25 protein-coding genes are annotated in these 26,846 nt (G+C 70.9%); 12 read left to right on the forward strand and 13 right to left on the reverse strand.

What is annotated here, in order from left to right; all coding sequences use genetic code 11:
* Positions 1–19: 19 nt before the first annotated feature.
* Together ASF45_RS31535 and ASF45_RS31540 are read right to left on the reverse strand one after the other, a co-directional pair.
* Positions 20–1,654 carry an FAD-dependent oxidoreductase gene (locus ASF45_RS31535; protein WP_056673005.1) on the reverse strand — a complete coding sequence of 545 codons (1,635 nt, stop codon included), beginning with the start codon at positions 1,652–1,654 and terminating at the stop codon, positions 20–22.
* Positions 1,651–2,622, reverse strand: coding sequence for a tripartite tricarboxylate transporter substrate binding protein (locus ASF45_RS31540; RefSeq protein ID WP_056674345.1), 972 nt, complete (start codon positions 2,620–2,622; stop codon positions 1,651–1,653). The genes ASF45_RS31535 and ASF45_RS31540 overlap by 4 nt, the downstream gene beginning before the upstream one ends.
* Positions 2,623–2,762: 140 nt before the next feature.
* On the opposite strand from ASF45_RS31540, the gene ASF45_RS31545 reads away from it, so the two are divergent.
* The gene (locus ASF45_RS31545; protein WP_056673008.1) at positions 2,763–3,635 is read left to right on the forward strand and encodes a LysR family transcriptional regulator; all 873 of its coding nucleotides are present in this window, start codon (positions 2,763–2,765) and stop codon (positions 3,633–3,635) included.
* An 18-nt stretch (positions 3,636–3,653) separates the two neighbouring features.
* On the opposite strand, the gene ASF45_RS31550 is transcribed toward ASF45_RS31545, so the two are convergent.
* Positions 3,654–4,406, reverse strand: a complete 753-nt coding sequence (locus tag ASF45_RS31550) for a glucose 1-dehydrogenase (RefSeq protein WP_056673010.1) — start codon at positions 4,404–4,406, stop codon at positions 3,654–3,656.
* Positions 4,407–4,527: 121 nt separating this feature from the next.
* On the opposite strand from ASF45_RS31550, the gene ASF45_RS31555 reads away from it, so the two are divergent.
* Positions 4,528–5,454 carry a LysR family transcriptional regulator gene (locus ASF45_RS31555; RefSeq protein ID WP_056673013.1) on the forward strand — a complete coding sequence of 309 codons (927 nt, stop codon included), beginning with the start codon at positions 4,528–4,530 and terminating at the stop codon, positions 5,452–5,454.
* A 15-nt stretch (positions 5,455–5,469) separates the two neighbouring features.
* On the opposite strand, the gene ASF45_RS31560 is transcribed toward ASF45_RS31555, so the two are convergent.
* The 3 genes from ASF45_RS31560 to glgC are packed head-to-tail and all read right to left on the reverse strand — an operon-like array spanning position 5,470 to position 9,373.
* Positions 5,470–6,654, reverse strand: coding sequence for an AAA family ATPase (locus ASF45_RS31560; protein ID WP_056674350.1), 1,185 nt, complete (start codon positions 6,652–6,654; stop codon positions 5,470–5,472).
* 2 nt (positions 6,655–6,656) lie between these two features.
* Positions 6,657–8,108 (reverse strand): glycogen synthase GlgA, encoded by a 1,452-nt coding sequence (gene glgA / locus ASF45_RS31565; RefSeq protein ID WP_056673015.1) that lies wholly within the window; start codon positions 8,106–8,108, stop codon positions 6,657–6,659.
* On the reverse strand, positions 8,105–9,373 hold the full coding sequence (gene glgC, locus ASF45_RS31570) for a glucose-1-phosphate adenylyltransferase (protein WP_056673019.1): 1,269 nt from the start codon (positions 9,371–9,373) through the stop codon (positions 8,105–8,107). Before glgC ends, glgA begins: the two co-directional genes overlap by 4 nt.
* Before the next feature lie 178 nt (positions 9,374–9,551).
* Here glgC and ASF45_RS31575 point away from each other — a divergent pair, with 178 nt between their 5' ends.
* Genes ASF45_RS31575 through ASF45_RS31595 form a run of 5 tightly spaced genes read left to right on the forward strand, consistent with a single transcriptional unit; the run spans position 9,552 to position 18,467 of the window.
* Positions 9,552–11,987, forward strand: coding sequence for a glycogen/starch/alpha-glucan phosphorylase (locus tag ASF45_RS31575; protein ID WP_056673022.1), 2,436 nt, complete (start codon positions 9,552–9,554; stop codon positions 11,985–11,987).
* Positions 11,984–13,903 carry a 1,4-alpha-glucan branching protein GlgB gene (gene glgB, locus ASF45_RS31580; RefSeq protein WP_082551391.1) on the forward strand — a complete coding sequence of 640 codons (1,920 nt, stop codon included), beginning with the start codon at positions 11,984–11,986 and terminating at the stop codon, positions 13,901–13,903. The genes ASF45_RS31575 and glgB overlap by 4 nt, the downstream gene beginning before the upstream one ends.
* Positions 13,891–15,999: a glycogen debranching protein GlgX gene (gene glgX, locus ASF45_RS31585; RefSeq protein ID WP_056673025.1), complete on the forward strand. Its 2,109-nt coding sequence runs from the start codon at positions 13,891–13,893 to the stop codon at positions 15,997–15,999. The genes glgB and glgX overlap by 13 nt, the downstream gene beginning before the upstream one ends.
* 7 nt (positions 16,000–16,006) lie before the next feature.
* Complete coding sequence (gene malQ / locus ASF45_RS31590) at positions 16,007–17,509, forward strand: 4-alpha-glucanotransferase (protein ID WP_056673028.1); 1,503 nt, start codon at positions 16,007–16,009, stop codon at positions 17,507–17,509.
* A gap of 28 nt (positions 17,510–17,537) precedes the next feature.
* Entirely contained in the window at positions 17,538–18,467 is a 930-nt protein-coding gene (locus ASF45_RS31595; protein ID WP_056673031.1) for a cation diffusion facilitator family transporter, read from the forward strand.
* Between the two features lie 3 nt (positions 18,468–18,470).
* Here ASF45_RS31595 and ASF45_RS31600 read toward each other — a convergent pair whose 3' ends face one another.
* Positions 18,471–19,553, reverse strand: coding sequence for a helix-turn-helix transcriptional regulator (locus ASF45_RS31600; RefSeq protein WP_056673034.1), 1,083 nt, complete (start codon positions 19,551–19,553; stop codon positions 18,471–18,473).
* Between the two features lie 238 nt (positions 19,554–19,791).
* On the opposite strand from ASF45_RS31600, the gene ASF45_RS35925 reads away from it, so the two are divergent.
* From ASF45_RS35925 to ASF45_RS31610, 3 genes are all read left to right on the forward strand, one after another.
* Positions 19,792–20,127, forward strand: a complete 336-nt coding sequence (locus ASF45_RS35925) for a hypothetical protein (RefSeq protein ID WP_056673038.1) — start codon at positions 19,792–19,794, stop codon at positions 20,125–20,127.
* Between the two features lie 107 nt (positions 20,128–20,234).
* On the forward strand, positions 20,235–20,393 hold the full coding sequence (locus ASF45_RS35715; protein ID WP_156473252.1) for a hypothetical protein: 159 nt from the start codon (positions 20,235–20,237) through the stop codon (positions 20,391–20,393).
* Positions 20,390–21,142 carry a DNA/RNA non-specific endonuclease gene (locus ASF45_RS31610; RefSeq protein WP_056673041.1) on the forward strand — a complete coding sequence of 251 codons (753 nt, stop codon included), beginning with the start codon at positions 20,390–20,392 and terminating at the stop codon, positions 21,140–21,142. The genes ASF45_RS35715 and ASF45_RS31610 overlap by 4 nt, the downstream gene beginning before the upstream one ends.
* A 48-nt stretch (positions 21,143–21,190) precedes the next feature.
* On the opposite strand, the gene ASF45_RS31615 is transcribed toward ASF45_RS31610, so the two are convergent.
* The 4 genes from ASF45_RS31615 to ASF45_RS31630 are packed head-to-tail and all read right to left on the reverse strand — an operon-like array spanning position 21,191 to position 24,287.
* Positions 21,191–21,934: a 2OG-Fe dioxygenase family protein gene (locus ASF45_RS31615; RefSeq protein WP_056673044.1), complete on the reverse strand. Its 744-nt coding sequence runs from the start codon at positions 21,932–21,934 to the stop codon at positions 21,191–21,193.
* Between the two features lie 55 nt (positions 21,935–21,989).
* A complete protein-coding gene (locus ASF45_RS31620) occupies positions 21,990–22,304 on the reverse strand; it encodes a DUF3325 domain-containing protein (protein ID WP_056673047.1) in 315 nt (104 codons plus the stop codon).
* Positions 22,297–23,976, reverse strand: coding sequence for a PepSY domain-containing protein (locus tag ASF45_RS31625; protein WP_056673050.1), 1,680 nt, complete (start codon positions 23,974–23,976; stop codon positions 22,297–22,299). The genes ASF45_RS31620 and ASF45_RS31625 overlap by 8 nt, the downstream gene beginning before the upstream one ends.
* Positions 23,977–23,987: 11 nt before the next feature.
* Positions 23,988–24,287, reverse strand: coding sequence for a hypothetical protein (locus ASF45_RS31630; protein WP_056673053.1), 300 nt, complete (start codon positions 24,285–24,287; stop codon positions 23,988–23,990).
* A 75-nt stretch (positions 24,288–24,362) separates the two neighbouring features.
* On the opposite strand from ASF45_RS31630, the gene ASF45_RS31635 reads away from it, so the two are divergent.
* Entirely contained in the window at positions 24,363–25,163 is an 801-nt protein-coding gene (locus tag ASF45_RS31635; protein WP_056673056.1) for an SDR family NAD(P)-dependent oxidoreductase, read from the forward strand.
* 7 nt (positions 25,164–25,170) lie between these two features.
* Positions 25,171–25,563, forward strand: coding sequence for a hypothetical protein (locus ASF45_RS31640; RefSeq protein WP_369802199.1), 393 nt, complete (start codon positions 25,171–25,173; stop codon positions 25,561–25,563).
* 22 nt (positions 25,564–25,585) lie between these two features.
* Here the strand turns inward: ASF45_RS31640 and ASF45_RS31645 are convergent, their stop codons facing one another.
* Positions 25,586–25,867 (reverse strand): DUF427 domain-containing protein, encoded by a 282-nt coding sequence (locus ASF45_RS31645; RefSeq protein ID WP_056673059.1) that lies wholly within the window; start codon positions 25,865–25,867, stop codon positions 25,586–25,588.
* 26 nt (positions 25,868–25,893) lie between these two features.
* The gene (gene egtD, locus ASF45_RS31650; RefSeq protein ID WP_082551424.1) at positions 25,894–26,796 is read right to left on the reverse strand and encodes an L-histidine N(alpha)-methyltransferase; all 903 of its coding nucleotides are present in this window, start codon (positions 26,794–26,796) and stop codon (positions 25,894–25,896) included.
* Between the last annotated feature and the right edge of the window lie 50 nt (positions 26,797–26,846).

The following is a 26,846-nucleotide window of genomic DNA, read 5'->3' on the forward strand; positions in this document are numbered from 1 at the left end:
CTCCTCGAAACTCCCCTGTTCAGGCTTTCGCGTGCTGGTAGCCGACCCGCTGCGTGGGCGTCAGCGGGCCGAAGCGCGGCCAGGCCAGCAGCACGCCCTGGCGCTGCAGCAGGCGCTGGTAGTCGGCCAGCAGCTCCGGCTTGGCACGCACGGCGCGCGGCGGCTCGCCCTGCTCCAGCGCGAACACGGCCAGCAGGCCGGCGGCCTCGCCGATGCTCCACTCCGTCGCATGCTCGCGGTAGGCGCCATTCGTGATGCGCGTGGTGCCCAGGTTCTTGCAGGCCGGCAGCAGGTTGTCCACACGCACGGGCAGCAAGGCACCCAGCGGGATCTGGAACGGGTAGGAATCGATGTCCACCGTGTTGCGCCCGCGCGTGCTGGGGTGCAAGTCGATGCGGTAGGCGCCGATGCCCACGCTGTCGGCGAACACCTCCGCGCCGTCGCGGCCGGGACGCGCCGCCACCCCGATGTGCTGCTCCAGCACCGTGAACTCGGCCTCGATGCGCCGGCCCTCACGGTAGTACGCCTGCTTGGCCAAGCCGTCGGTGGTGCCCAGCACGTCGCCGCGCAGGCGCAGGCCGGCATAGCCCTGGCCGCCGTCGTGGCGCGGCGCCTCGGTCTGCATCCAGTAGAACCAGGCCAGGCTCAGCTGGCGCGATTCTTCCAGCGCCGCGGCCTGCTCCTGCGGCGACACACCCACGACGGGCTGCTCCCAGTAGTCCATCTGTGGCCAGTTGGCCAGCGTGATGTCGCTGGCGTAGGCGCCGGGCTCGAAGTGCTGGCGGTAGGCGATGCGCCGCGCATGCCAGAGGTCGTACAGCGATTCGGTGTCGGTCGGTCCCACGAACAGCGGGCGCTCGCGCGGCTGGTGCGTCACGAAGTCGGACAGCGTCCAGCTGAACTGCGGGCCGGGCCAGCAGTCCAGTTGCAGCGTGCGCAGGCGCTCGTAGCCGGCCGGCTTGGCGATGCGGTGGTCTTCGCCGGGCAGGTAGTCGCAGGCCAGGCACCAGGTGATGGCCTGCTGGTCGAACGGATCGGCCTCGCGCAGCGCATGCGGCTCCTGCGTGCGCGACTGCGCCTCGGCGCCGAACACATGTTCGACGCCGGCCTGCTCCAGCAGGTCGCCGATCTCGGTGGCGTCGATGAACAGCGGCGCACGCAGCATAAGTGGGCGGTCCTGTTCCAAATCCAGCACCGTCAGCGCCTGCACGCGGTCGCCCGCGGTCTCGGCGCGCAGCACGCGGTGGCGGCGCAGCACGGTCAGCAGGCCCGCCGCTTCGTGTGGCGCGAGCATCTGGTCGATCACGCGCACGGCCACCCAGGGCTCGTGGCACAACGTACCCACGTTGCCCTGGCCCGGGTTGAGTCGGACCTGGGCGCGCGCCGCAGCGCTCAAAGGCAGGTGGTCGCGGTAGTAGGTGCGGATGGCCTGGCGCAGTTCGGCGTAGCTCTGCGAGCCCGTCAGCACCTCGATCCAGGGGTGCTCGTCGGGCGGCACGCCCTGGGCCGTGAGCTGCCCGCCCAGCCAGTCGAGTTCCTCGACCAGCAGCACGCGGCGGCCCAGCCGGCAGGCCGCCAGCGTCGCGGCGATGCCGCCCAGGCCGCCGCCGACGACGACCAGGTCGGCCGTGAGTTCCTTGTCCAGCACGCTCATTCCGCCGTCAATCCCAGGCGGCGGATCGCGTCGCCATAGCGCTTGGTCTCGCTCGCGATCAGCGCGGCGAAATCGGCCGGGCTGCCTTGTGCCGGCTCCACGCCCAGGCTGGCCAGGCGCTCCTTCACGTCGGGCTGGGCCAGCACGGCGTTGATCTCGCGGTTCAACCGCTCGACGACGGCAGCCGGCGTACCGGCCGGCGCGAGCACGCCGAACCAGCCCGTGACTTCGAAGCCCGGCAGCGCGAGTTCGGCCACCGTGGGCACGCCCGGCAGCACGGCGGAACGCTTGGCCGTGGTCACCGCCAGCGCCCGCAGCTTGCCGGACTGGATGTGCGGCAGCGCACTGGACGGAATGTCGAAGCCCATATCGACCTCGCCCGCCAGCAGCGCCGTGAGCGCAGGGCCGGAGCCCTTGTACGGGACCATGAGCATGTCGACCTTGGCCTCGCTCTTGAGGAACTCGGCGGCCAGGCTGGTGGTCGTGGCACCGCCGCCGCCGGCCGCGTAGTTGAGCTTGCCGGGCGCCTTGCGCGCGGCGGCCAGCACCTCGCCGAAGTTCTGCGATGGCGAGGCCGCCGGCACCACCACGACCACGGGCGAGGCGCCGACCTTGGCCACGGGCGCGAAGCTCCTGACCGTGTCGTACTTGAGCTTGGGATACAGCGCCGTGCTGCCCGGAAAGCCGCTGGTCACGAACAGCAGTGTGTAGCCGTCGGCCGGCGCAGAAGCCACGTAGCTCGTAGCAATCGTCGCGCCGGCGCCGGGCCGGTTTTCCACCACCACGGGCTGGCCCAGCGCGGTGGCGAGCCTGCTCGACACCAGGCGCGCGAGGATGTCGCCCGAGCCGCCGGGAGCGAAGCCCACGGCCATGTTGATGGGCTTGTTCGGGTAGGTCTGGGCCTTTGCAGCGCCGAACGCCAGCGCGGCGGCCGCGGCCAGCGTGGCCAGGCGGATCCAATGGGTCATGCTTGTCTCTTGCAGGGTGACGGAGAAGCCGCCATCGTAGGAAGCGCCCCCCGCCGGGTCCAATACCGATCGCCTCGCCCGCTATAACATCGTGTTCTTTTCTAGGGTCATCCCCGAGCACCGATGGAATAAGCCGCGCGATGAACCTGCGCCAGATCGAAGTCTTCCGCGCCGTCATGACGACCGGCTCCACGACCAATGCGGCCAAGCTGCTGCACGTCTCGCAGCCCGGGGTGAGCCGGTTGATCCGGCACCTGGAGATCCGCCTGGGCGTGGCGCTGTTCGAGCGCCGCAACGGCCGGCTGGTGCCCACGCCCGAGGCACGCACCCTGCAGGGCGCGATCGACCAGGTCTACCGCGGCGTGCAGCATGTGCAGAACGTTTCGGCCCACCTGCGCTTCGGCGGCCACGAGACGCTGCGCGTGCTGTCCAGCGCCAACACCGGGCTGCAGCTGGTGCCGCGCGCCACGGCCGCCCTGCTCGCCGAATTCGCGCATTCCAAGGTGTTCTTCGAATCGCTGCCCACGCGCGAGATCGTGCAGCTGCTCGTGGCCGAGGAGGCCGACGTGGCCATTTCCAGCGCGCCCCTGGACCACCCGGTACTGCAGGTGCGCGAGATCGGCCACTGGACGCTGCTGTGCGCGCTGCCGCAGGGCCACGCGCTGGCCGCCGCACCCGTGCTGGACCTGGATCTGGCGCTGCGCGAGCGCCTGATCGTCTACAGCCCCGAGGCACCGCAGAGCCGCGCGATCGACGCCTGGATCGAGCAGCGCGGCATCGCGCGCCAGGTCGCGGTGGAGGTGCGCTCGGGCTACGCGGCCTGCGCCATGGCCGCCAGCGGCGCCGGCATCGCCTTCGTCGACGACATGTCGGCGCGCGCGCACCGGGCCGAGGGCCTGGTGCTGCGCGACGTGCCCGATGCGCCGCGCTTTCCGATCTTCAGCGTGGTCAACCAGAACCGGCCGCCGTCGCGGCTGGGGCAGCGCTTCCTGGACCTGGTGGCCGCGGCCTGACGTGCTCCCCTGCCCGCCTCACACCTGGGCCATGCCGCCGTCGACGAACAGCTCGATGCCGTTGACGAAGCTCGCCGCGTCCGAGGCCAGGAAGGCCACGGCCTTGCCGATCTCGCCCGGCTCGCCCAGGCGGCCCAGTGGCACCTGCGCGGCCAAATAGTCGAACAGTCCCTGGCGCGTCGCCTCGTCGGCGGCCAGACCGCCCAGGCCGGGCGTGCGGACCGGGCCGGGGCTGACTGCATTGACGCGGATCTTGCGGTCCTTCAGGTCCAGCGCCCAGGAGCGCGCGAAGTTGCGCACCGCCGCCTTGCTCGCGCTGTAGACGCTGAAGTTGGCCGTGCCCTGGATCGAAACCGTGGACGATGTCAGGATCACCGAGGCGCCCTCGCTGAGCAAGGGCAAGGCCTTCTGCACCGTGAACAGCACGCCGCGCACATTGGTGCCGAAGATGCGGTCGAAGTGCTCTTCGGTGATGGCGCCCAGCGGCAGCATGTCGCCGCCGCCTGCGTTGGCGAACAGGATGTCGAGTCGGCCGGCGGTCCTGGCGATCTGCGCGTAGACCGTGTCGAGGTCGGCAAGCACCGCCGCATCGGCACGGATGCCTGTGGCCTTGGGTCCGAGTTCGGCCACGGCCGCGTCGAGTTCCGCCTGGCGCCGGCCCGTGATGAAGACCTGCGCGCCCTGGGCGATGAGTTCCTTCGCGGCGCCCAGGCCGATGCCGCTGCTGCCGCCCGTGACCAGGGCGATCTTGTCGTTGAGAGGGGTGTTCATGGTGCGTTCCTATCAAGGTTTTCGGTTGGGATGGGTGCAATTCTGGGCACTGGCCTTTCTGCGAAAAAGAGAGATCAATGGAATTACTATCCACAACCGTAGAAAATCAGAGCCCACAGGAATGGACCAATTGCTGGCAATGCACGCCTTCGTGCGCGTGGTGGAAGCGGGTAGCTTCACGCGGGCGGCCGACTCCCTGGACATGCCGATCGCCACCGTCAGCAAGCAGGTGCAGGAGCTGGAGGCCCATCTGGGCGTGCGCCTGCTGCAACGCACCACGCGCCGCCTCACGGTCACGCCGGAGGGCCAGGACTACCACGCCAAGAGCACGCGCATCCTGCGCGACCTGGAAGACATCGACGCCTCGTTCAAGCTCGCGCAAGGCAAGCCGCGCGGCCACCTGCGCGTGGATGTGGGCGGGTCGACCGCCCGCGACGTGCTGATCCCGCTGCTGCCGGACTTCATGGCGCGCTATCCGGAGATCCGCGTGGACCTGGGCGTCTCCGACCGCGCGGTGGACCTGGTGGGCGACAACGTGGACTGCGTCATCCGCGGCGGTCCGCTGGACAGCTCGTCGCTGGTCGCACGCCGTCTGGGCGAAGCCGTGCTGATCACCTGTGCCGCGCCGCTGTACCTGCGGCAGTACGGCACGCCGGCCTATCCGGAGGAGCTCAAGAACGGCCACCGGCTGGTGAGCTATGTGTCCAGCCAGACCGGCCGCGCCATGCCGTTCCGCTTCACGCGTGACGGCGAGAAGAGCGAGATCAAGGTCGAGCACCGCGTCGGTGTCAACGAGAGCAATGCGCACCTGGCCGCCGGCGTGGCCGGCCTGGGCATCGTCCAGACCTTCGGCTACGCGGCCGAGGCGGCCCTGCGCGACGGTTCGCTGGTCGAGATCCTGCGGCCCTGGCGGCCCGCGCCCTACCCCTTTCACCTCGTCTACCCGCAGAGCCGGCATGTGACGCACCGGCTGCGCGTGTTCATGGACTGGTTGCTGGAAGGCTTCCCCGCGCGGGTGGCGCGGGACGGGGGTGCGGCCGCCGGCTGACGGCGCCGCTGGGCTTCAACGCGCCAGCCACTCCCAGCGCGGGATCTGGTCCATCTCCAGCCCGCTCAGCTGCGTTTCGCCGAGCGGTTTGTGCAGCGCCAGCCGCTGCGTGCCCGCCACCGCACCATCCAGCGCGGCCAGCAGCCGTGGCGCGTGCGTGACCACGATGACCTGCGAGGCGCGCGCCGCCTGCGCGATGAGCCGGCCCAGCGCGGGCAGCAGATCCGGGTGCAGGCTGGTCTCCGGCTCGTTCAGCACCAGCAGGGCCGGCGGCCGCGGCGTCAGCAGCGCAGCGATCCAGAGCAGGTAGCGCAGCGTGCCGTCGGACAGTTCGGCAGCGTCCAGCGGCCGCAGCAAACCATGCTGGTGCATGCGCAGCGCGAAGCGCTCGCCCAAAACCTCGACCTGCACGCGCGCACCCGGGAAGGCATCCTCGACAGCCGCGTCCAGCGCCGCGTGGTCGCCGATCTCGCGGATGGTCTGCCAGGCCGCGGCCAGGTCGCTGCCGTCGTCGCCGAGCACGGTCGTCGTGGTGCCCAGCTGCGGCACGCGCGCGGGTGCATCGGCGTCGCTGCGGAAGTGGTCGTAGAAGCGCCAGCCGCGGATCTGCTCGCGCAGGCTCAGCATCTCGGGCGCGGCACGCGGCTCGGCGTACTCGGTCATCATGCTGGCGAAGGCCGGGATCGGGCGGGCCACGCCTTCCCAGCCGCCCCCCTGCCCGTCCCTGCGGATGCGCAGCGCGGCGCCGCGGCGTTCGACCAGCAGCGATGCCGGCCGCATGAAAGGACCGTTCCAGACCGCCTCGCGCTTGATCTCGGGGTCGTGGTTGAACACCGAGGTGCTGCGTGGGATCGGCAGGCCGATGTCGATCGCATAGCCATAGCCGTCTGCCGCGTCGGACCCGAAGCCCAGCTGCAGCGACACCGGGCCGTTGCGCCTGGTGCCCTGCACGGGTGCCTCGCCGCGCCGCATCGCGGCCGAGAACTGCTCGGGCCCGGCCCACAGCGTGGACGCGAGACCACCCTCGCGCGTCAGCGCACGCACCACGCCGCCCTGGGCCACGGCGGCCAGCAGCCGCAGCGCGCGGTAGACGCTGGACTTGCCGCTGCCGTTGGGCCCGGTCACCAGCGTCAACTTCCCCAGCGGCAGCACCAGCCGGCGCAGCGAGCGGTAGTTGGCGATGGCCAGCGCCGACAGCACGGTCACAGTGCCGCGATGGCTTCCTTGTAGAGCGCTAGGTATTGCTGCGCCACCGGCTCCCAAGAGAAATCCTGCGCCATGCCGCGCCGCACCAGCTGCTGCCACAGCGCCGGCCGGCGGTAAGCCAGCACGGCGCGCTGCAGCGTGCGGCCCAGCGCGTCGGCCGTGGCCGGGCCGAACTGGAATCCGGTGGCCACGTCGCGCGCCAGCGTGTCCTCGTTGGCGTCGACCACCGTGTCGGCCAGGCCGCCCACGCGGCGCACGATGGGCACGGTGCCGTAGCGCAGCGCATAGAGCTGCGTCAGGCCGCAGGGTTCGAAGCGCGAGGGCACCAGCATGGCGTCCGATCCCGCGATGAGCTGGTGCGCGAACGCCTCGTCGTAGCCCAGCCGCACGGCCACGCGTCCCGGGTGCTGGGCCATGGCCTGGCGGAACGCGCCTTCCAGTGCGGCATCGCCCGAGCCCTGCACCGCGACCTGCGCGCCCTGGGCCAGCAGGTCGGGCAAGGCCTCCAGCACGAGGTCCAGGCCCTTCTGCGAAGTCAGCCGGCTGACCACGCCGAACAGCGGCGCCTCGGCCTCCGGCGCCAGGCCCAGCGCCTGCTGCAGCTGGGCCTTGCAACGGGCCTTGCCGGCCAGGTCGGCGGCGCCGTAGCGCGCGGGCAGCTCGGCATCGGCTGCAGGGTCCCAGACCGCCGGGTCGACGCCGTTCAGGATGCCGGAGACCTCGTTGCCGCGTGCGCGGATCACGCCGTCCAGCCCACTGCCGTACTCCGGCGTGCGGATCTCGCGCGCATAGGTCGGGCTGACCGTGGTCACGCGCGTCGCGAACTTCAGGCCTGCCTTGATGAACGAGAAATGCCCGTGGAACTCCAGCGCCGAGGGCGCCATGAAGCGCCCCGGCAAGCCGAGCAGGAAGAAATCGGTCGGTTCGAACAGGCCGTGGAAGGCCAGGTTGTGCACCGTGAACACCGTGGCCACGTCGCGCACGGGCCGGGCCGCCAGGTAGGCGCAGGACATGGCGGCATGCCAGTCGTGCGCGTGCATGAGCTGCGGCTTCCAATCCGGGTCGAGCTCGCCGGCTGCCACGTGTGCGGCCACCCAGCCCAGCAGGGCGAAGCGTTGCAGGTTGTCGGCCCATTCCAGGCCGTCGGGGCCCAGGTAAGGGTTGCCCGGCCGGTCGTACAGGTAGGGTGCGTCGACGACATAGGCCGCCTGCACACCGGCCAGCTGCCCGCGCAGCAGCCGCACGCGCCCCGCGCCGAACACCGGCCCCAGCGCGCACACCTCGGCCAGGCCCTGGACGCCGCGCAGCACCGCCGGCAGGCCGGGCAGCAGCAGCCGCACCTCGGCGCCCTGTGCCGCGAGCGCCTGCGGCAGCGCACCGACCACATCGGCCAGGCCGCCCGTCTTGACCAGCGGATAGACCTCCGCTGCAACCTGCAGAACCTTCATGAACCGAGCTTGTCCAGCATGGGTTGGGTCACCAGCACGATGCCGTTGGGGCTGCGGTAAAAGCGTGTGGCATCCGCCTGGGCGTCCTCGCCGATGACCATGCCGTCGGGGATGGACACGCCCCGGTCAATGATGGCGCGCGTGATGCGCGCATGCCGGCCGATCTGCACGCCCGGCAGCAACACCGACCAGGCGACGCTGGAATAGGAGTTCACGCGCACGCTGGAGAACAGCACCGAGCGCAGCACGCTGCCCGACACGATGCAGCCGCCCGACACCAGCGACTCCACCGCCATGCCGCGCCGGTCGTCCGCGTTGTGCACGAACTTGGCCGGCGGCAGCTGCGACTGGTAGGTCCAGATCGGCCAGCGCGTGTCGTACATGTTGAGCTGCGGGTCGGTCGCGGTGAGGTCGATGTTGGCATCCCAGTAGGCATCGATCGTGCCCACGTCGCGCCAGTAGGCCTCCTCGCCCACGCGCATGTTCACGCACGACAGCTCGAACGGGTGGGCCGCGGCCTGGGCGTTCTTCACCGCGCGCGGGATGATGTCCTTGCCGAAGTCGTGGCTGGAATCGGGGTCGTTCATGTCGCGCTCGAGCTCCTTGTAGAGGAAGCGCGCGTTGAACACATAGATGCCCATGCTGGCCAGCGCCATGTCGGGCCGGCCCGGCATCGGCGGCGGATCGGCGGGCTTTTCCAGGAAGTCCGTGATCATGCTGTTCTCGTCCACCGCCATCACGCCGAAGGCCGAGGCCTCGGCGCGCGGCACGGCGATGCAGCCCACCGTGCAGTCGCGGCCCTTGGCCACATGGTCGGCCAGCATGATGGCGTAGTTCATCTTGTAGATGTGGTCGCCGGCCAGCACCACGATGTAGTCGGGCTTGTAGCTGGCCAGGATGTCCTGGTTCTGGTAGACGGCATCGGCCGTGCCGCGGTACCAGCTTTCCTCGTCCACGCGCTGCTGCGCGGGCATCAGGTCGACGAACTCGTTCATCTCGGTCTTCAGGAACCCCCAGCCGCGCTGCACGTGGCGCAGCAGGCTGTGGCTCTTGTACTGCGTGATCACGCCGATGCGGCGGATGCCCGAGTTCAGGCAGTTCGACAGGGCGAAGTCGACGATGCGGAACTTGCCGCCGAAGTAGACGGCCGGTTTGGCGCGCCGGTCCGTGAGGTTCATGAGGCGGCTGCCGCGGCCGCCTGCCAGGACCAGGGCAACGGCCCGCTTGGGCAGGTCGAGCTGCTGGGCCAGGTCCAGGGATTTCATGCGTTCTACTGCGGCCATCACGTTCACTCACAAATTGGTTACGTTGAACGTCTAGGATAGCCGCAGTCGCGCTGCATACCGGCGTGCCATGCAAGAAATCAGCCCTTGTCTGGCATGGACCCTGCTAGTCCGCGTCTGCCTCATCCGCCACCGCGCACGGAACAAGAAAAGGAACGCCATGAGCCCAACACCCTCCAGCCACAGCTTCGCCGCCCGCACCGAGGAACACCTGCTGCACACCGTGGGCGTGGCCCCCGCAGCCGCCAGTTCCACCGAACTGATGCACGCGGTCTCGCAGGCCGCTCGGGCCGAGCTGTCGCAGCGCTGGGTGCAGACCCAGGCGGCCGACCGCGGGGCGCGCGCACGGCGCGTGTACTACCTGTCGATGGAGTTTTTGATCGGCCGCACGCTGTCCAACGCGCTGGCCGCGCTGGGCCAGAACGACGGCGCCGCCGAGGCCCTGGGCGCCCACGCCAAGGCCATGGAAGAGGTTGCCGACCACGAACCCGATGCCGCGCTGGGCAACGGGGGCCTGGGCCGGCTGGCGGCCTGCTTCCTCGATTCCATGGCCTCGCTGGGCCTGCCGTCCTTCGGCTACGGCATCCGCTACGAGTACGGCATGTTCGCCCAGGAGATCCAGAACGGCGCCCAGGTCGAGCACCCGGACCCCTGGCTCAAGGACGGTACGCCCTGGGAGTTCCCGCGCTGGGAGCTGAGCTACCCGGTGCGTTTCGGCGGCTGGGTCGAACATGTGGACGGCAAGGCCATCTGGCGCCCGGCCGCCGAGGTCGCGGCCAAGGCCTACGACATGGTGATCCCGGGCCACGGCACCAAGAAGGTCAGCACGCTGCGGCTGTGGAAGGCGACCGCGCCCGCGCACATCGACCTGAACGCCTTCAACACCGGCGACTACCAGCGCGCCGCCACGGCCAAGAACGAGTACGAGAACATCTCCTGGGTGCTCTACCCCAACGACAGCACGCCGGCGGGCCGTGAGCTGCGCCTGAAGCAGGAGTACTTCTTCGTCGCCGCGTCCATCCAGGACATGGTCAAGCGCCACCTGGACGAGCACGGCACGCTGTCCAACCTGGCCGACCAGGTAGCCATCCACCTGAACGACACGCACCCGGCCATCGGGGTGGCCGAACTCATGCGCGTGCTCTGCGACGAACACGGCATGGACTGGACGCCGGCCTGGGCCATCTGCCGCCGCACCTTCAGCTACACCAACCACACGCTGATGCCCGAGGCGCTGGAGACCTGGCCCGTGGGCCTCATGCAGCATGTGCTGCCACGGCACCTGGAGATCATCTTCCGCATCAACAAGGAGTTTCTGGATTTCGCAGCGCAGTTCCGCCCCGGCGACAACGGCTTTTTGTCGCGGCTGTCGCTGATCGACGAGGCCGGCGAGCGCCGCGTGCGCATGGCCAACCTGTCCATCGTCGGCAGCCACAAGGTCAATGGCGTGTCCAAGCTGCACTCCGACCTGCTGGTGCAGACCATCTTCGCGGACTTCGCCGCGCTGTGGCCGGAGCGCTTCACCAACATGACCAACGGCGTCACGCCGCGGCGCTGGCTGTCGCAGGCCAATCCGGGGCTGTCCAGCCTGCTGGACCGCCACATCGGCCATGGCTGGCGGCGCGACCTGGACGAACTGCACAAGCTTGCGCCGCTGGCCGGCAACCCCGAGGTGCGGGCCGAGTTCATGGAGGTCAAGCGCGCCAACAAGGCACGCCTGGCCGCCCTGATCGCGCGCACGACCGGCGTGCAGGTCAACCCCGACGCGCTGTTCGACGTGCAGGTCAAGCGCATCCACGAGTACAAGCGCCAGCTGCTCAACGTGCTGCACGTGATCGGCCGCTACCAGGCCATCCTGGCCAACCCCAAGGGCCCGGACGGCCAGGGCTGGGTGCCGCGCGTGGTGCTGTTCGCGGGCAAGGCCGCGTCCAGCTACCACATGGCCAAGAACATCATCCGGCTGATCCACGACGCCGGCCGCGTGATCAACAACGACCCGCGCGTGGGCGACCTGCTCAAGCTGGTGTTCATCCCGAACTACGGCGTCTCCGTGGCCGAGACCATCATGCCGGGTGCCGACCTCTCCGAGCAGATTTCCACCGCCGGCACCGAGGCCTCGGGCACCGGCAACATGAAGCTGGCGCTCAACGGCGCGCTGACCATCGGCACCGACGACGGCGCCAACATCGAGATCCGCGAGGCCGTGGGCGACGCCAACATCTTCATCTTCGGCCTGAAGACGCCCGAGGTGCAGGCCCTGCGCGCGAGCGGCTACCAGCCCATGCGCCACTACGAGGGCCAGCCGGACCTCAAGGCCGTGCTGGACGCGATCACAGGCGGCCAGTTCTCGCCCGAGGAGCCTGGCCGCTACCGCGGCCTCGTCGACGCGCTGCTGTGGGGCGGCGACCACTACATGCTGCTGGCCGACTACGCCAGCTACGTCGCCACGCAGCGCGAGGTCGACGCGCTGTACCGCGAGCCGGCGGCCTGGTGCCAGCGCGCCATCGCCAACGTGGCCGGCATGGGGGTGTTCTCGTCTGACCGTACGATCCGGGAGTACGCCCGCCAGATCTGGCGCATCGAACCGAAACCATGACCCCATCCGCCCCCAGCCCAGCACAGAACGACTTCCTGATCTCCGATACCGACCTGTGGCTGCTGGCCGAGGGCACGCACCTGCGGCCCTACGAGGTGCTGGGCGCGCACGCGTTCACGCACCGGGGCACGACGGGCACGCGCTTCGCGGTCTGGGCGCCGAACGCGCGGCGCGTGAGCGTGGTCGGCGACTTCAACGCCTGGGACGGCCGCACGCACCCCATGCAGGCGCGGCCCAGCGCCGGCCTGTGGGAAGCTTTCGTGCCGGGCGTGGGCCCCGGCGCGCTCTACAAGTACGAGCTGGAAGACGCCCACGGCCGACTGCTGCCGCTCAAGTCCGACCCCTACGCGCTGGCCGCGCAACTGCGCCCCGAGACCGCCAGCCAGGTCGCCACACTGCCGGCCCTGGTGCCGGCGAGCGCCGAGCGCCAGGCCGCCAACGCGGTCGATGCGCCCATCAGCATCTACGAGGTGCACCTGGCCAGCTGGCGCCGCAAGCCCGAGGACGGCAACCGCTGGCTCGATTGGGACGAACTGGCGGCCGAGCTGATCCCCTACGCGCTGGACATGGGCTTCACCCACCTGGAGCTGCTGCCCATCAGCGAGCACCCGTTCGACGGCTCCTGGGGCTACCAGCCGATCGGCCTGTACGCGCCGACCGCGCGCTTCGGCGATGCGGCCGGCTTCACGCGCTTCGTCGCCAGGGCCCACGCCCACGGCCTGGGCGTGCTGCTGGACTGGGTGCCCGCGCACTTCCCCAGCGATGCGCACGGCCTGGCCCGCTTCGACGGCACGGCGCTGTACGAGCATGGCGACCCGCGCGAAGGCTTCCACCAGGACTGGAACACGCTGATCTACAACTTCGGCCGCACCGAGGTGCGCAACTTCCTCGTCGGCAACGCGCTGTACTGGCTGGAGCGCCATGGCGTGGACGGCCTGCGCGTGGACGCCGTGGCCTCCATGCTCTACCGCGACTACAGCCGCAAGCACGGCGAGTGGATCCCCAACCGCCATGGCGGCCGCGAGAACCTGGAGGCCATCGACTTCCTCAAGCGCATGAACGAGGTGGTCGGCGCCGAGCGGCCCGAGGCCACCACCGTGGCCGAGGAATCGACCTCGTTCCTGGGCGTCTCGCGCCCGACCTTCGCGGGCGGCCTGGGCTTTCACTACAAGTGGAACATGGGCTGGATGCACGACACGCTGCGTTACTTCGGCCGCGAACCCGTGCACCGGCGCCACCACCACCACGAGCTGACCTTCAGCATGGTGTACGCCTACAGCGAGCAGTTCGTGCTGCCCTTCTCGCACGACGAGGTGGTGCACGGCAAGGGCTCGCTGCTCACGCGCATGCCGGGCGACCGCTGGCAGCAGTTCGCCAACCTGCGCGCGCTGTACGGCTACATGTGGGCGCACCCGGGCAAGAAGCTGCTGTTCATGGGCTGCGAATTCGGCCAGGCGCGCGAGTGGAACCACGAGGCCAGCCTGGACTGGCACCTGCTCGGCGACGGCCTGCATGCCGGCGTGCAGACCCTGGTGCGCGACCTCAACCGCGTGCTGCGCCACCATCCGGCCCTGCACACGCAGGACAGCTTTCCTGCCGGCTTCGAATGGATCGAGGCCGACGATTCGCAGCACAGCATCTTCGCTTTCGCGCGCCATGGCCGCGAGGAGGGCCAGACCATGCTCGTGGTGTGCAACCTCACGCCCGTGGTGCGGCGCGACTGGCGCCTGGGCGTGCCGCGGCCGGGGCGTTGGCACGAACGGCTCAACACCGATTCCGTGCACTACGGCGGCAGCAATGCGGGCACGCCATGGGGCGTGGCGGGCACCGAGCCGATCCCCTCGCACGGACGCACGCATTCCGTGCTGCTGACCTTGCCGCCGCTGTCGACGGTGTTCCTGGAATGGACGCCGTGAGGACCCACGCCCTGCAAACCGGCCAGCCCTGGCCACTTGGTGCGCATTTCGACGGCAAAGGCGTCAACTTCGCGATCGTCTCCGAGCACGCCCAGGCCATCGAACTGTGCCTGTACGACGAGACGGGCCAGCACGAGACCGCGCGCGTCGCCCTGCCCGGCCGCAGCAACGACGTCTGGCACGGCTACCTGCCGGGCGCCCTGCCCGGCCTGGTCTACGGCTTGCGCGCGCACGGCCCCTGGCGGCCCGAGCGCGGCCACCGCTTCAATCCGTTCAAGCTGCTGCTGGACCCCTACGCGCGCGAGATCGTCGGCCACTTCACCTGGCGCGACGAGCACTTCGGCGCCGACCTGCGCCATCCGCTGCACATGGACCAGGCCGACAACGCGGCCCATGCGCTCAAGGCCCGCGTGGTGCACGACGACCACGACTGGGCCGGCGACGAACCGCCGCGCACGCCGCTCGTGGACAGCGTGCTGTACGAGGTCCACGTCAAGGGCTTCTCGGCCCGCAACGCGGCTGTGCCCGAGGCGCTGCGCGGCAGCTATGCCGGCCTGGCGCATCCGGCCTCGATCGCACACTTGAAACAGCTCGGCATCACGGCCGTGAGCCTGCTGCCCGTGCACTACGCGCTCGACGAACAGCGGCTCGTGACCATGGGGCTCACGAACTACTGGGGCTACAACACGCTGGGCTTCTTCTGCCCCTCTCCGCGCCTGGCCAGCAGCCAGGGCGGTGCGGCCCAGCGCGCCGAGTTCCGTGCCATGGTGGCGGCCTTGCATGCGGCCGGCATCGAGGTGCTGCTGGACGTGGTCTACAACCACACGGCGGAGACCGACGAGACCGGGCCCACGCTGTCCTTCCGCGGGCTGGACAATGCGCTGTACTACCGGCTGCCGCCCGAGCACAAGGCCCTGTACGAGAACCACACGGGTTGCGGCAACACGCTGGACATCCGCGAGCCGCGCGTGCTGCAGTTGGTGATGGACAGCCTGCGCTACTGGGTGGAGCACATGCACGTCGATGGCTTTCGCTTCGACCTCGCGCCCGTGCTGGGCCGTGGCGACAACGGCTTCGAAAGCAGCGGCCCCTTCTTCACGGCCGTCGCACAGGACCCGGTGCTCTCGCGCGTCAAGATGATCGCCGAGCCCTGGGACATCGGCCCGGGCGGCTACCAGGTCGGCAACTTCCCGCGCGGCTGGATCGAGTGGAACGACAAGTTCCGAGACAGCATGCGCGGCTTCTGGACCCAGGCCGCCGCAGGCCGCCCGGCCGCCGACCGCGGCGCGTTCGCGCTGCGCCTGTGCGGCTCCTCCGACCTCTACCAGCCGCGCAACCGCGTGCCCGGCGAATCGGTCAACTACGTGGTCTCGCACGACGGCTTCACGCTGGCCGACCTGTTGACCTATGAGCAACGCCGCAACGAGGCCAATGGCGAGAGCAACCGCGACGGCCATGGCCACAACCTGGGCTTCAACTGCGGTGCCGAAGGACCGAGCAGCGACCCGCAGGTGCTGGCGCTGCGCGGCAAGCTGCAGCGGGTGCTGCTGGCCACTGCGCTGCTGGCCCAGGGCACGCCCATGCTGGCGGCCGGCGACGAGCTCGGCCATAGCCAGGGCGGCAACAACAACCCTTACTGCCAGGACAACCCCACCACCTGGATCGATTGGTCGAAGTCCGATGCCGACCTCACCGCCTTTGCCGCCCGCGTGCTGGCCCTGCGCCGCCAGGCGCTGCCCTTCGGCAGCCACTGGTACAGCGGTCTGTCGGACCCGCTGGGCCTGCACGACCTGACCTGGCTGCAGGCCGACGGCAGCCTGCTGACCGGCGCAGCCTGGCAGGACGCCAGCCAGCGCGTGCTGGGCTGCCTGATCGGCAAGCCGGGCCGCGCCAGGGCGCCGCTGCTGCTGCTGGTCAACGGCAGCCTGGCCGACGCCGACTTCCTGCTGCCCGCCGGCGTGTGGCGCTGCTGGCTGGACAGCACCCATCCCCAGGGCCGTTCGCGCTGGTACGACCAGGGCGAGCAGACTTACGCGCTGCCGGCGCTGAGCCTTTCATTGCTCGCCGCCGAAGGCGCGAACATCAAGATCGATTGAATCTCCCATGCGACTCCCCCGCGCCAGCGGCATCCTGCTGCACCCCACCTCCCTGCCCGGCCCGCACGGCGCCGGCGACCTCGGCCCCGCCGCCTACCACTTCGTCGACTGGCTGGCCACGGCCGGCCAGAAGCTCTGGCAGATCCTGCCGCTCGGCGGCGTGGGTCCCGGCAACTCGCCGTACATGAGCCCCTCGGCCTTCGCCGGCAACGTGCTGCTGGTCGACCTCGCGGCGCTGGCCGACCAGGGCTGGCTGTCCGGCGCGGCGCTGGCCCGGCCGCCCGCCTTCGACGCACTGCGCATCGACTTCGCGGCCATGGTGCCCTGGCGCATGGCACTGCTCGCGCAGGCGGCGCAGGCCTTCGCCAGCGACGCCCTGCCTGCCCAGCGCGCCGCACACGAGGCCTTCTGCGCCGAGCACGCGGCCTGGCTGGAGGACTACGCGCTGTTCATGGCGCTCAGTGAAGCCCACCCCGGCCGCGACTGGGCCGACTGGCCCGCGCCGCTGGCACGCCGCCAGCCCGCCGCGCTGGCCGAGGCCGCCGCCCAACACGCCGGCCGCATCGCGTTCTGGCGCTTCGTGCAATGGCAGTTCTTCGTGCAATGGCGCAGCCTCAAGGCCTATGCCAATGCCAAGGGCGTGTCCATCGTCGGCGACGCGCCCATCTTCATCGCGCCGCAGAGCGCCGAGGTCTGGGCCCGGCAAGACCTGTTCGAACTCGACGCCGACGGCCGCCTGAGCGTGGTGGCCGGCGTGCCGCCCGACTACTTCAGCGCCACCGGCCAGCGCTGGGGCAACCCGCTGTACCGCTGGAGCGCGCACGCGGCCGAGGGCTACGCCTGGTGGACGGCGCGCATCCGCCACACCTTCGCGCTCGTGGACGTGGTGCGCATCGACCATTTCCGCGGCTTCGCAGCCCACTGGGAAATCCCGGCCAGCGAGCCCACGGCCATCCACGGGCGCTGGGTGCCCGGCCCCGGGCCGGCCCTGTTCGAGGCCATTGCCGCGGCGCTGGGCCCGCTGCCCATCATTGCGGAAGACCTGGGCATCATCACGCCCGACGTGGACGCGCTGCGCCGCGGCGCCGACCTGCCCGGCATGCGCGTGCTGCAGTTCGCCTTCGACGGCAAGGCCGAGAACCCCTACCTGCCCCACCACTACGAGGCCGCGACGGTGGTCTACACCGGCACGCACGACAACGACACCACGCGCGGCTGGTGGGCCACCGCCAGCGCGGCCGAGCGCGTCCAGGCCGCGGCCTACATGGGCCAGGATCCGGAGCAGCTCACGCCCAACATCCACTGGGCGCTGATGCGCCTGGCCTGGGCCAGCGTGGCCGACACGGCCATCGCACCGCTGCAGGACGTGCTGGGCCTGGCCACCGAACACCGCATGAACCTGCCCGGCGAGGGCGAGGGCCACTGGGCCTGGCGCTTCGGCTGGGACATGGTGCGGCCCGCGCATGCCGAGCAGCTCGCCACGCTGACACGGCTGTACGGGCGCGGCTGAACCGTTGCCCGGCAGCGTCCATCCACCGATGCCCAACAGCCCCACCGCGCAGACCCTGCTCAAGATCTCGGCCGGCGTCGCGCTCGTCACGATCGCGCTCAAGACCCTGGCCTGGGCGCTGACCGGCTCCATCGGCCTGCTGTCCGATGCCATGGAGTCCTTCGTGAACCTGGCCGGCGCGCTGTTCGCGCTCTGGATGGTCGGCATCGCGCGGCGGCCGGCCGACGCCGGCCACCCCTACGGACACCACAAGGCCGAGTACTTCTCGGCCGGCTTCGAAGGCCTGCTCGTGATGGCCGCGGCCGTGGCCATCGTCTGGGCCTCGGTGCTGCGGCTGCGGGAGCCACAGCCGCTGGCGCAGCTGGACATCGGCCTGGCGCTGTCGGTGCTCAGTTCGGCGCTGAACGGCGCGCTGGCCTGGGCGCTGTTCCGCAGCGCCCGCGCGCACCGCTCCGTGGCGCTGGAGGCCGATGCGAGGCACCTGATGACCGATGTCTGGACCTCGGCCGGTGTCTTCGTCGGCCTGGTGGCCGTGGCGCTCACGGGCTGGCACTGGCTGGACCCGGTGCTGGGCATCGCCGTGGCGCTGAACATCCTGCGCGAAGGCGGCCACCTGGTCTGGAAATCCTCGCAGGGCCTCATGGACAGCGCGGTCGAGCCCGAGACCGCGGCCCGCATCGCGGCACTGCTGGCCGGCTTCGCTGCGCGCGAGCAGGCCTCGTCCATCCGCATCGACCATGTGGCCACGCGCGGCGCCGGCCACCGCCGCTTCGCCGACCTGCACCTGCATGTGCCCGGCGACTGGCGCCTGACACGCGCCGCGGCCTTGCGCGACGAGATCGAGGCCGCGCTGATGCGCGAGGTGCCAGGCCTGTCCACCACCATCCAGCTGCTGCCGCTGGGCATGGAAGCGCGGGCCGTGCGCGACGACGGCGCCGCGCCACGCGAAGACCACTGACGCTCAGGCCAGCGCGCAGGCCTTGCGCACGAGGTCGACCTGGCGCGAGCAGCCCATCTTGGCCATCAGCACCGCAATCTGCGTGCGCACGGTGCTGATCGCCACGCCCTGGCGCGCAGCATGCTCGGTCGGCGTGAGGCCCTCGACCAGCGCGGCCAGCACACCGGCCTCGGCCACCGTGAGCCCGAACGCCAGGCGCAACACCTCGGTCTGCAGCGGCTTGCGCTGGCGCTCCGGCGCGATGCGCACGAGCACCAGAGCCCCGCTGCCGCACAGCGGCGCCGGCGCGGCGGCCAGCGCGAGCCGGTGCGCGGCGCCATGGCCGGCCGGCAGCGCCAGCGTCTGGGCATGGCCGGCTGCCGCCTGGCGCAACGCGGCCAGCCAGCTGGCCTGCACGGCGGGATCGCGGTGCTGCAGGCGCCCGGCGCGCGGCACCAGGGCACCAGGCCTGCCAAACCATGCCAGCGCCGCTGGACCCGGCGAATGCGCTGGCGCGCCGGTTGGCGTGACCAGCAGCACGGCTTCACCGAACGAGGCCAGTGCCGTCTCCACGGCAGCGATGGCCTGGCCGGCGCGCGCACGCTCGCGTGCGAGCGCCTGCGCCACGGCTTGCGTCAGCGCGCGCACGGGTGCGGAGTGCAGCACCTCGTCGATGCGCCCGTCCACGCGGCTGCGTTGCACGCTGATGGCGCTGAGCCGCGTCGCCGATGTCTCTGTCATGAACGCCAGGATCTGGCGCAGGCGGTGCTTGCACATGAAGTCGGCATAGAAGACATGGCGCTCCAGGCTGGCCTGCGGGTAGCACTGCGCGCTGTCGAGCCAGACGCCGGCCGCGGCCCCGCGCGCCGGTGGCTTCATGATGTCGTGCGCGTGGTAGTGCTCGGCATAGTCGCGTCGCGCTGCGCCATCGCCGCCCCGGAACTCGAAGGCCTGCAACCCCTGCGTGCTGTCGAAGGCGAGGTAGGCGGCCGAGTCGCCGCCCAGCAACTCGCCCAGACCCTCCAGCACCTCCGCCCAGGGCGGCGTGGCACCGTCCAGGTGCGGCGCTGCATCCAGCGCGCGGCGCACGACCGTTCCGACCTGCATGGCATCCCTCCCCTGCCGTGGAAGGGCCCCCACCCGGCCGACGGCGCACCTCTTGTAACCCGGCTTCCCGGATCGCGGCGTTGGGGTGCGCGGCGGCGCGTCCCCCATTTGGAGGATGTTCCAGGGGAATTGGGGGAGCCCCGTGCCGCTGCGCCTACCATCGCGCCCGCCATGTGCCACCGGAGTTCCTGATCCTGCCGCCGCTTTCGCACCGCCGCCCAGGGCAGACCGCCTGCGCATGAACGCTGCACGCACCACGCTGGGGCTGTGGCTGCTGCTGCAGCTGCTGCTCGGGGGCCTGCAGCAGGCCGTGGCGCCCGCGGCGCAGGGCGAGCGCGCGGCGGCGCAGTGGCGCGACGGCTCGGCACGGCACGAGCGCGCCGACGCGTTGGTCGAACACCAGCGCGTGCAGCGCACGACCACTCCGTCTGCCGAGGACATGCTGGTCGGCCCCGGCGCGCCGACCCCGCATCCGACAAGCCCGCAGGCCCAGCCGGCCCCGGCCGCGCCTGGCCGCGCCGCGGCGCTGGTCCTTGCGGCCTACCGCGCCCGCGCGCCGCCGCCGGCCGCGTGATGCGCCGCGCGCCGGCCGGTGGGCCATGGCGCGCAACCTTCCCACGAACCCTCCAGGCACGGGGCCGCCCGCGGGCGCGCCCTTGCCCCTGCTTTTCTCCGATCGCCATGAACGCCTACACCGCCCTGCTCGGGCTCGTCGCCCTCTTCCTGCTGCACGCCGCCTGGCGCGAACGCACACTCGGCAACCACCGCGATGCCAAGGCCTTGGCCGCCTGCAGCGCCGGCCTCGGCGCACTGGCCGCCACCTTCGGATTCGTGCTTTGAGGCAGCTGCTGCGGGCCGGCTTCGCGGCCGCCTGGCTGGCCATGGCCAGCCTGCCGGCCGAAGCCGCCTTCGAGGGCTGCCTGGCCCTGTTTCCGCAACGCCATGTGCCGCAACTGCCGCAGGGCCATGCGCATGCAACGCGGCCCTTGTGCTTCGACGGCTTCGCCATCCTCTACTCGGCCACGAGCAAGACACCGGTCTACGCCGTGGAACGGCTCAACCGCCACGATTTCGAGGACGCCACCAGGCGCAAGCGCGGCCGCAACCCCTTCTACGAGGAGGCCCGGCTGCCGCGCGCCGAACGGGCCACTTTGGACGACTACCGCGCCGCGCTGCCCGACGGACAGCGCATGGACCGCGGCCATGTGGTGCCGGCCGGCGACATGACCGGTGCGCAGGGCTTCGCGCAGAGCTTCTCGCTGGCCAACATGGTGCCGCAGGTGCCGGCCGCCAACCAGGGCCCCTGGAACCGCATCGAGCAGGACACGCGCCGGTATGTCCGCCGCGCCCGCGGCGACGTCTACGTCATCACGGGCCCGGTGTTCGGCCCGCGGCCCGCGCGGCTCGGGCCGGGCCGGGTCTGGGTGCCCGAGGCCATGTTCAAACTGGTCTACGACGCGGGCAGCAACCGGGCCTGGGCGCACTGGCTGCCGAACAGCGCCGGCGCGGAGGTGCAGCGGCCGATCTCCTATGAGGAACTGACGCGCCGCATCGGCCTGCGCCTGTTGCCAGGTGCGCCGCAGGACTGACGAACGCCGCTGCGCGGCGCTGCACCCGGGGCGCACTCGCCCCGGTTCTCAAGCGTCCTGGAAGCCGTTGGCGCGGAAGGTCAGCACCAGCGTGTCGCGGTGCCCGCCCGCCTCCACCGGCTGGATCGGCGTGGACTCGTGGATCACGCGCGCATCGTCCAGGAACAGCAGCGACCAGGGCTCGGTCAGCGTGAAGCGCTGGCCGTTGGGACCTTCGGCCTCGAACACGCGCGTCTCGCCGCCCTTGATGCCCTGGCGGTTCACCAGCACCACGGCCACGAAGTCCACGCCGTCGCGGTGCGCACCCTCGGGCGTGGGCCGGCCGATGCCGTCGGTGGTGTCGATGCGGAACTGGTGCGCCTCCACGTACCAGCGGGCCTGTGCGTCGCCGCGCAGCCGGCTGCACAGGCCGGCCAGGCCCAGCACCAGTTGCTGCCAGGCCGGCTGTGCGAGGTCGCCCGGGAGCATGGGCTCGAACCAGCGCTCCATGCCGCCGTGCAGTGCGTTGTAGGCCACCGGCTGCCAGTGCGCGCGGTGCGGCACGGCCTGCAGCTGGCCGGCCTCGGCGATGCAGCTGGCGTGGCGGCGACGGCGGTAGCGGCCGCCGTCCTTGAGGTAGGCATCGGGCGGCAGGTCGGACCAGGACGGTTCCAGCACGCGCAGCGCCTCAGGCGCGCAGCCGGCCAGCTCGGCCACGGTGGTGGCGGCCAGCACGGCGTAGCCCTGGCGGTGCACGGTGGCGAGCACCTGGTCGGGCGGGGTCAGCGGAGGAACGAAGGAAGGCGTGGTCATGCGGAAATCCAGAGCGGGCCCGCGCCGGGCCCAGGTGCGTATGGTGCCACCAGGTTCAGGCCCTGGCCGCCCCCGGCACCAGCAGCCGCAGCCAGTGCGGCCGCCAGCTCAGCGCCATGGCCACCGCCAGCGCGGCCGCCGCCAGCGCCATGACCCAGACCAGTGCGGCCATCGAGGCATGGTCCACCGCCAGGCACAGCCAGAGCGAAGCTGCCAGCGCCAGGGTGCCCAGCACGCGCAGCCGCCGTGCGGGCGCCTGCATGGCGGCGCCGCCGGCTTGTTCCCAGTGCACATCCATGGCCAGGGCCAGCCAGCCCATTCCGGCCAGAGCAGCCAGCAAGGCGGCGCCCAGCATCCAGGCATCACGCATGGGCGGTCTCCCGCGCCAGGCCCGGCGTCGCCGCCTGCCCGGCGGCGCGGCGGCGCAGCTTGCCCGCAGCGAGCGCCGCCATGCCCGCGCTGGCCAGCAGGAACAGGTCCACGCCAGCCACGGGCCAATAGCCCGCGCCCAGCGTCTTCCAGAGGTGGTCGCCCGTCGTCAGCCAGTTCAGCGCCACGGCCAGCGGCGCGAGCACGGCCACGGCCAGGCATTGCTCGCGCCAGGCCGGGTTGCTGCGGCCCTGGGCCACGGGCGCGCTGCGCCACAGCGCATGCGCGAGCGCCAGCGCCCAGCTGGCCCAGAAGGCGTAGCGCTCCAGGTCGCCGCGGCCGGGCCAGCCGGCCGGCAGGCTGTCGGGCAACAGGCGGTTGGCGATCAGCATGCCGAGCGCGGCCACCAGCATCCCCGTCACCGTGCCCACGGCCAGCGCATCGACCAGCCGCACGCCCTGGATGCCCTGCCTGGCATGCTGCTTCTTGCGCTTCTCGACGAAGAACACGAAGCCGGTGGCGATGCAGACACAACCGGCCAGCCCGCCCAGCACGTAGAACCAGCGCAGCAGCCAGTGGCGGAAGTGCTGCAGGTGCAGGCCGGTCAGGAATTCGTTGACGCTGTCCACCGCGCTTTGCGGCGGGTCCTCGCGCAGCAGTTCGCCGGTCGATGCCTTGAAGTGGATGCCTTCGCCCACCAGCGCGATGCGGTCGGTGCCGGCGCGGTAGACGCTGACGTAGCCGTTGGCGTCGCCCACATGCTGCAGCGCGAGGAAACCGACCTCGCCGGCCATGCCCTTGTCGTGCCAGCGGCGCTGGGCCTCGGCGACCATGGCGTCGACCGAGGCCAGCGGCGCGGCCACGCCCGCGCGCTTGTGCGGCAGGCCGGTCTCCTCGGCCTCGAGCTTCTCGTGCAGCTCGTGCAACGGGTTCAGCTGCGTGTGGCCGACCGGGAAGTACACGCCCGCGAAGATCACGAGCCCCGTGAACGCGAAGAAGAAGTGGAAGGGCAAGGCCACCACGCCCGTCATGTTGTGCAGATCCAGCGCGCTGCGCTGCGTGGCCTTCTTGGGCCGGAAGGTGAAGAACTCGCGGAAGATCTTCCGGTGCATCACCACGCCGCTGACCAGCGCGGCCAGCATCATGAGCGCGGCGAAGCCGACGATCCAGGTGCCCAGGCGCATCCAGTTCAGGTTCAGGCTGTAGTGCAGCGGGTAGAAGAACTGGCTGCCGATCTTGAGCCGGTCGTCCGGCAGCGCGGCGCCGTTGCGCGGGTCGATGGTGCGCAGGGCCCAGATCAGCTCCTCCGGGTCCTTGGCGTTGGGCACTTCGAAGCCCGCGAAGATGCCCAGCACCGGGTCGCGGTGCGTGGTGTAGGCGCCCAGGCGCTGCACGGTGTCGAAGCGCGTGGGCATGGGGCCGTTCACGCGGTCACGCATCAGGTCCACGGCCTCGGCGGTCGGCTGCATGGACTCGAAGATCGGGCGCAGCATGCGGTCGTACGACGGCATGGGCTGCGGCGCGAAGCGCGAGGACGGGATGGCCCAGCGGTCGATCTCGCGGTCGAACACCGACAGCGCGCCGAAGAAGAACACGACCATCAGCACGAAGCCCAGCACCAGGCCGAACCAGGTGTGCAGCCAGGCCATGGCGAGGCGGAAGTTCGGGAACATCGTCGGCCCTTTCAGCGCAGCAGCGCGGTTTGCAGCAGCGAGGCCGCGCCCGCCATGAGCGCACCGCCCCCGGCCAGCACCAGCCACACGCGCGGCAGGCTGCGCGCCGCGAAGGCCCACAGGAAGGCCACGAGGTAGACCAGCATGGCCAGCATGGCGGTCAGGTGTTCGGCGTCGTGGAAGGGCATGCCCAGTGCGAACAGGCCGGCCATGCCCAGCGCCACCAGGCCCCAGGAGAAGGCATAGCCGCCCAGGGCGGCGGCGGCGATGCGCGCCAGCAGATGCGAGCGGGTGACGGCAGGTGCGTGCATGGTGCGTTGTTGCGATTTGTTCTCATTCTAAAGCCAGCGGGGTATAAGCGCCGCCACCACAACACGAGACACACCATGCCCACCTCCCCCTCCTCCATCCCTGTCGCCATCGTCACGGGTGGCGCCCGCGGCATCGGCCTGGCCGTGGCGCGCTGGTTCCTTGCCCGCGGCCAGCGCGTGGCGCTGCTGGACATCGAGGCCGATGCACTGCAGCGCACCGTCGCGGAGCTGGCAGCGCCAGAAGCGGTGCTGGGCCTGCCCTGCGACGTGTCCGATCCGGCCCAGGTGCAGGTCGCGGTCGACCGCGTGGCTCAGGCCTTCGGCCGCGTCGACGCGCTCGTCAACAACGCCGGCATCGCCATCTTCAAGCCGATCGGCGAGACCGGCTTCGACGACTGGCGCCGCGTGCTGGCCGTGAACCTGGACGGCCCCTTCCTGTGCAGCCAGGCCTGCGTGCCGCACATGCGGGCGGCCGGTGGCGGCGCCATCGTCAACATCGCCTCGATCTCGGGCCTGCGCGCCAGCACGCTGCGCGTGGCCTATGGCACGAGCAAGGCCGCGCTGATCCATCTGACCCGGCAGCAGGCCACCGAACTGGGCACCCAGGGCATCCGCGTGAACTGCGTGGCCCCGGGCCCGGTGGACACCGAGATGGCCAAGCAGGTGCACAGCCCGGCCATCCGCAAGGACTACCACGACGTGATCCCGCTCGAGCGCTACGGCACGCCCGAGGAGATCGCCGAGGCCGTGGGCTTCCTGTGCAGCCCGGCGGCCAGCTACGTCAACGGCCAACTGCTGGCCGTGGACGGCGGTTTCGACGCCGCAGGCATCGGCCTGGCCACGCTGCGCCGCGATGCGCAGGCCCGGCCTGATTGAGCCGACCGTGGCCAAGTACCTGATCTCCTTCCCGAGCGCCGCCATGCGCGTGACGGACGCGGCCCTGGCGGCCGCGGACCGCGACTCGCACGCCGTGATCGAAGCGGCCAAGGCCGCCGGCGTCTACGTCTTCGGCGGTGGCATCGACGCCGCCGTCCCGCCCGTGCTGGTGGCGGCCGATGGCAGCGTCGCCGAAGGCGGCTCCCTGGGCGCCGCCGCTGGACGGCGGTTTCGCCGTGCTCGAACTGCCCTCGCGCGCAGCGGCCCTCGACTGGGCTGCCCGGCTCGCGCAGGCCTGCCGCTGCAGCCAGGAGCTGCGCGTGTTCATGTTCGACCCCCAGTCCTGACCGAGGTGCAGGCAGCGCCTGCGCGCAACCGCGTCGTCGCCCAGCGCGCGTGACCGGCGCGGCGGCCGATCCCGCTCACTGCACGATCTGCACGCCCTTCCAGAACGCGACGCGGTTCTTGATCTCCTCGGCCGCTGGCTTGGGATCGGCGTAGTACCAGGCGGCGTCCTGGTTCAACTCGCCATCGACCAGCAGCGAAAAGTAGCTGGCCTGGCCCTTCCAGGGGCAGGTGCTCTTGTGGTTGCTGTAGGTGACGTACGTGCGGTCAAGCGCGTCCATCGGAAAGTAATGGTTGCCCTCGACCAATACCAGGTCGTCGCTTTCGGCGACGACCTTGCCATTCCACACTGCTTTCATCGGTGACTCCCTCTCGAAGAGCGCCATCATGCCGGAGCGGCCAGCCAGTGCAGGCTGAACAGCCGGTTCGGGTCGGTCCACACCGGCCCGGCCGCGAAGCCGGCTTCGGCCGCCAGTGCGCGCAGGCTGTCGACGCTGAACTTGTGCGAGTTCTCGGTGTGCAGCGTCTCGCCCTCGGCGAACCGGTAGGTCCGGTCATCGAGCCGCACGCACTGGGCGCGGCGGCTGACCAGGTGCATCTCGATGCGCCGGCGCGGGCTGTTGTAGAAGGCACCGTGCGCGAAACCGTCCAGCTCGAAGTCCGTGCCCAGCTCGCGGTTGGCGCGCGCCAGCAGGTTCAGGTTGAAAGCGGCCGTGACGCCTGCCTCGTCGTTGTACGCCGCGTGCAGCACCGCCGGATCCTTGACCAGGTCGGCTCCCAGCAGCAACGCGCCGCCGCGCAGCACGCGCGCGGCCATGCGCAGGAAGCGCAGCGCCTGCTCGGGGTCGAAGTTGCCGATCGTCGAGCCGGGGAAGAAGCCCAGCCGCATGCCGGCCTTGCGCGGGCCCGCGGGCAGCTGCAGCGGCTGTGTGTAGTCGGCCGCCACGGGATGCACGGCCAGGCCGGGGTAGTCGGCACGCAACTGCTCAGCGGCCTGCGCCAGGTGCTCGCCCGAAATGTCGATGGGCACGTAGCCGGCCGGGCTGTCCAGCGCGTCCAGCAGCAGCCGCACCTTGCGCAGCGAGCCCGCGCCGAATTCCACGACCTCGGCCTCGCGCCCGGCCAGCGCGGCGATCTCGCCGGCATGGCGGCGCAACAGCGCCAGTTCGGTGCGCGTGGGGTAGTACTCGCGCAGTTCGCAGATCGCGTCGAACAGCTGCGAGCCGCGCGCGTCGTAGAAGTACTTGGGCGAGATGCTGCGCTGGGGCGCGCTCAAGGCGGCGTGCATGTCGGCGCGGAAGTCGCGCTCGGGCGCGTTGTCCACCACATGCAGATGGG

The organism is Pseudorhodoferax sp. Leaf265, assembly GCF_001422365.1.
In the GTDB taxonomy this organism is placed as follows: Bacteria; Pseudomonadota; Gammaproteobacteria; order Burkholderiales; family Burkholderiaceae_C; genus Pseudorhodoferax.

Bases quoted from the DNA above. Each gene is read 5' to 3' on its own strand.
- glgX (WP_056673025.1), top strand. From the start codon at position 13,891: ATGGACGCCGTGAGGACCCACGCCCTGCAAACCGGCCAGCCCTGGCCA.
- ASF45_RS31575 (WP_056673022.1), top strand. From the start codon at position 9,552: ATGAGCCCAACACCCTCCAGCCACAGCTTCGCCGCCCGCACCGAGGAA.
- glgB (WP_082551391.1), top strand. From the start codon at position 11,984: ATGACCCCATCCGCCCCCAGCCCAGCACAGAACGACTTCCTGATCTCC.
- ASF45_RS31545 (WP_056673008.1), top strand. From the start codon at position 2,763: ATGAACCTGCGCCAGATCGAAGTCTTCCGCGCCGTCATGACGACCGGC.
- glgA (WP_056673015.1), bottom strand. From the start codon at position 8,108: ATGAAGGTTCTGCAGGTTGCAGCGGAGGTCTATCCGCTGGTCAAGACG.
- ASF45_RS31630 (WP_056673053.1), bottom strand. From the start codon at position 24,287: ATGCACGCACCTGCCGTCACCCGCTCGCATCTGCTGGCGCGCATCGCC.
- ASF45_RS31620 (WP_056673047.1), bottom strand. From the start codon at position 22,304: ATGCGTGATGCCTGGATGCTGGGCGCCGCCTTGCTGGCTGCTCTGGCC.
- ASF45_RS35715 (WP_156473252.1), top strand. From the start codon at position 20,235: ATGAACGCCTACACCGCCCTGCTCGGGCTCGTCGCCCTCTTCCTGCTG.
- ASF45_RS31550 (WP_056673010.1), bottom strand. From the start codon at position 4,406: ATGAACACCCCTCTCAACGACAAGATCGCCCTGGTCACGGGCGGCAGC.
- ASF45_RS31645 (WP_056673059.1), bottom strand. From the start codon at position 25,867: ATGAAAGCAGTGTGGAATGGCAAGGTCGTCGCCGAAAGCGACGACCTG.
- ASF45_RS31540 (WP_056674345.1), bottom strand. From the start codon at position 2,622: ATGACCCATTGGATCCGCCTGGCCACGCTGGCCGCGGCCGCCGCGCTG.
- egtD (WP_082551424.1), bottom strand. From the start codon at position 26,796: ATGCACGCCGCCTTGAGCGCGCCCCAGCGCAGCATCTCGCCCAAGTAC.
- malQ (WP_056673028.1), top strand. From the start codon at position 16,007: ATGCGACTCCCCCGCGCCAGCGGCATCCTGCTGCACCCCACCTCCCTG.
- ASF45_RS35925 (WP_056673038.1), top strand. From the start codon at position 19,792: ATGAACGCTGCACGCACCACGCTGGGGCTGTGGCTGCTGCTGCAGCTG.
- ASF45_RS31625 (WP_056673050.1), bottom strand. From the start codon at position 23,976: ATGTTCCCGAACTTCCGCCTCGCCATGGCCTGGCTGCACACCTGGTTC.
- ASF45_RS31595 (WP_056673031.1), top strand. From the start codon at position 17,538: ATGCCCAACAGCCCCACCGCGCAGACCCTGCTCAAGATCTCGGCCGGC.
- ASF45_RS31635 (WP_056673056.1), top strand. From the start codon at position 24,363: ATGCCCACCTCCCCCTCCTCCATCCCTGTCGCCATCGTCACGGGTGGC.
- ASF45_RS31555 (WP_056673013.1), top strand. From the start codon at position 4,528: ATGGACCAATTGCTGGCAATGCACGCCTTCGTGCGCGTGGTGGAAGCG.
- ASF45_RS31615 (WP_056673044.1), bottom strand. From the start codon at position 21,934: ATGACCACGCCTTCCTTCGTTCCTCCGCTGACCCCGCCCGACCAGGTG.
- ASF45_RS31600 (WP_056673034.1), bottom strand. From the start codon at position 19,553: ATGCAGGTCGGAACGGTCGTGCGCCGCGCGCTGGATGCAGCGCCGCAC.
- glgC (WP_056673019.1), bottom strand. From the start codon at position 9,373: ATGAAATCCCTGGACCTGGCCCAGCAGCTCGACCTGCCCAAGCGGGCC.
- ASF45_RS31535 (WP_056673005.1), bottom strand. From the start codon at position 1,654: ATGAGCGTGCTGGACAAGGAACTCACGGCCGACCTGGTCGTCGTCGGC.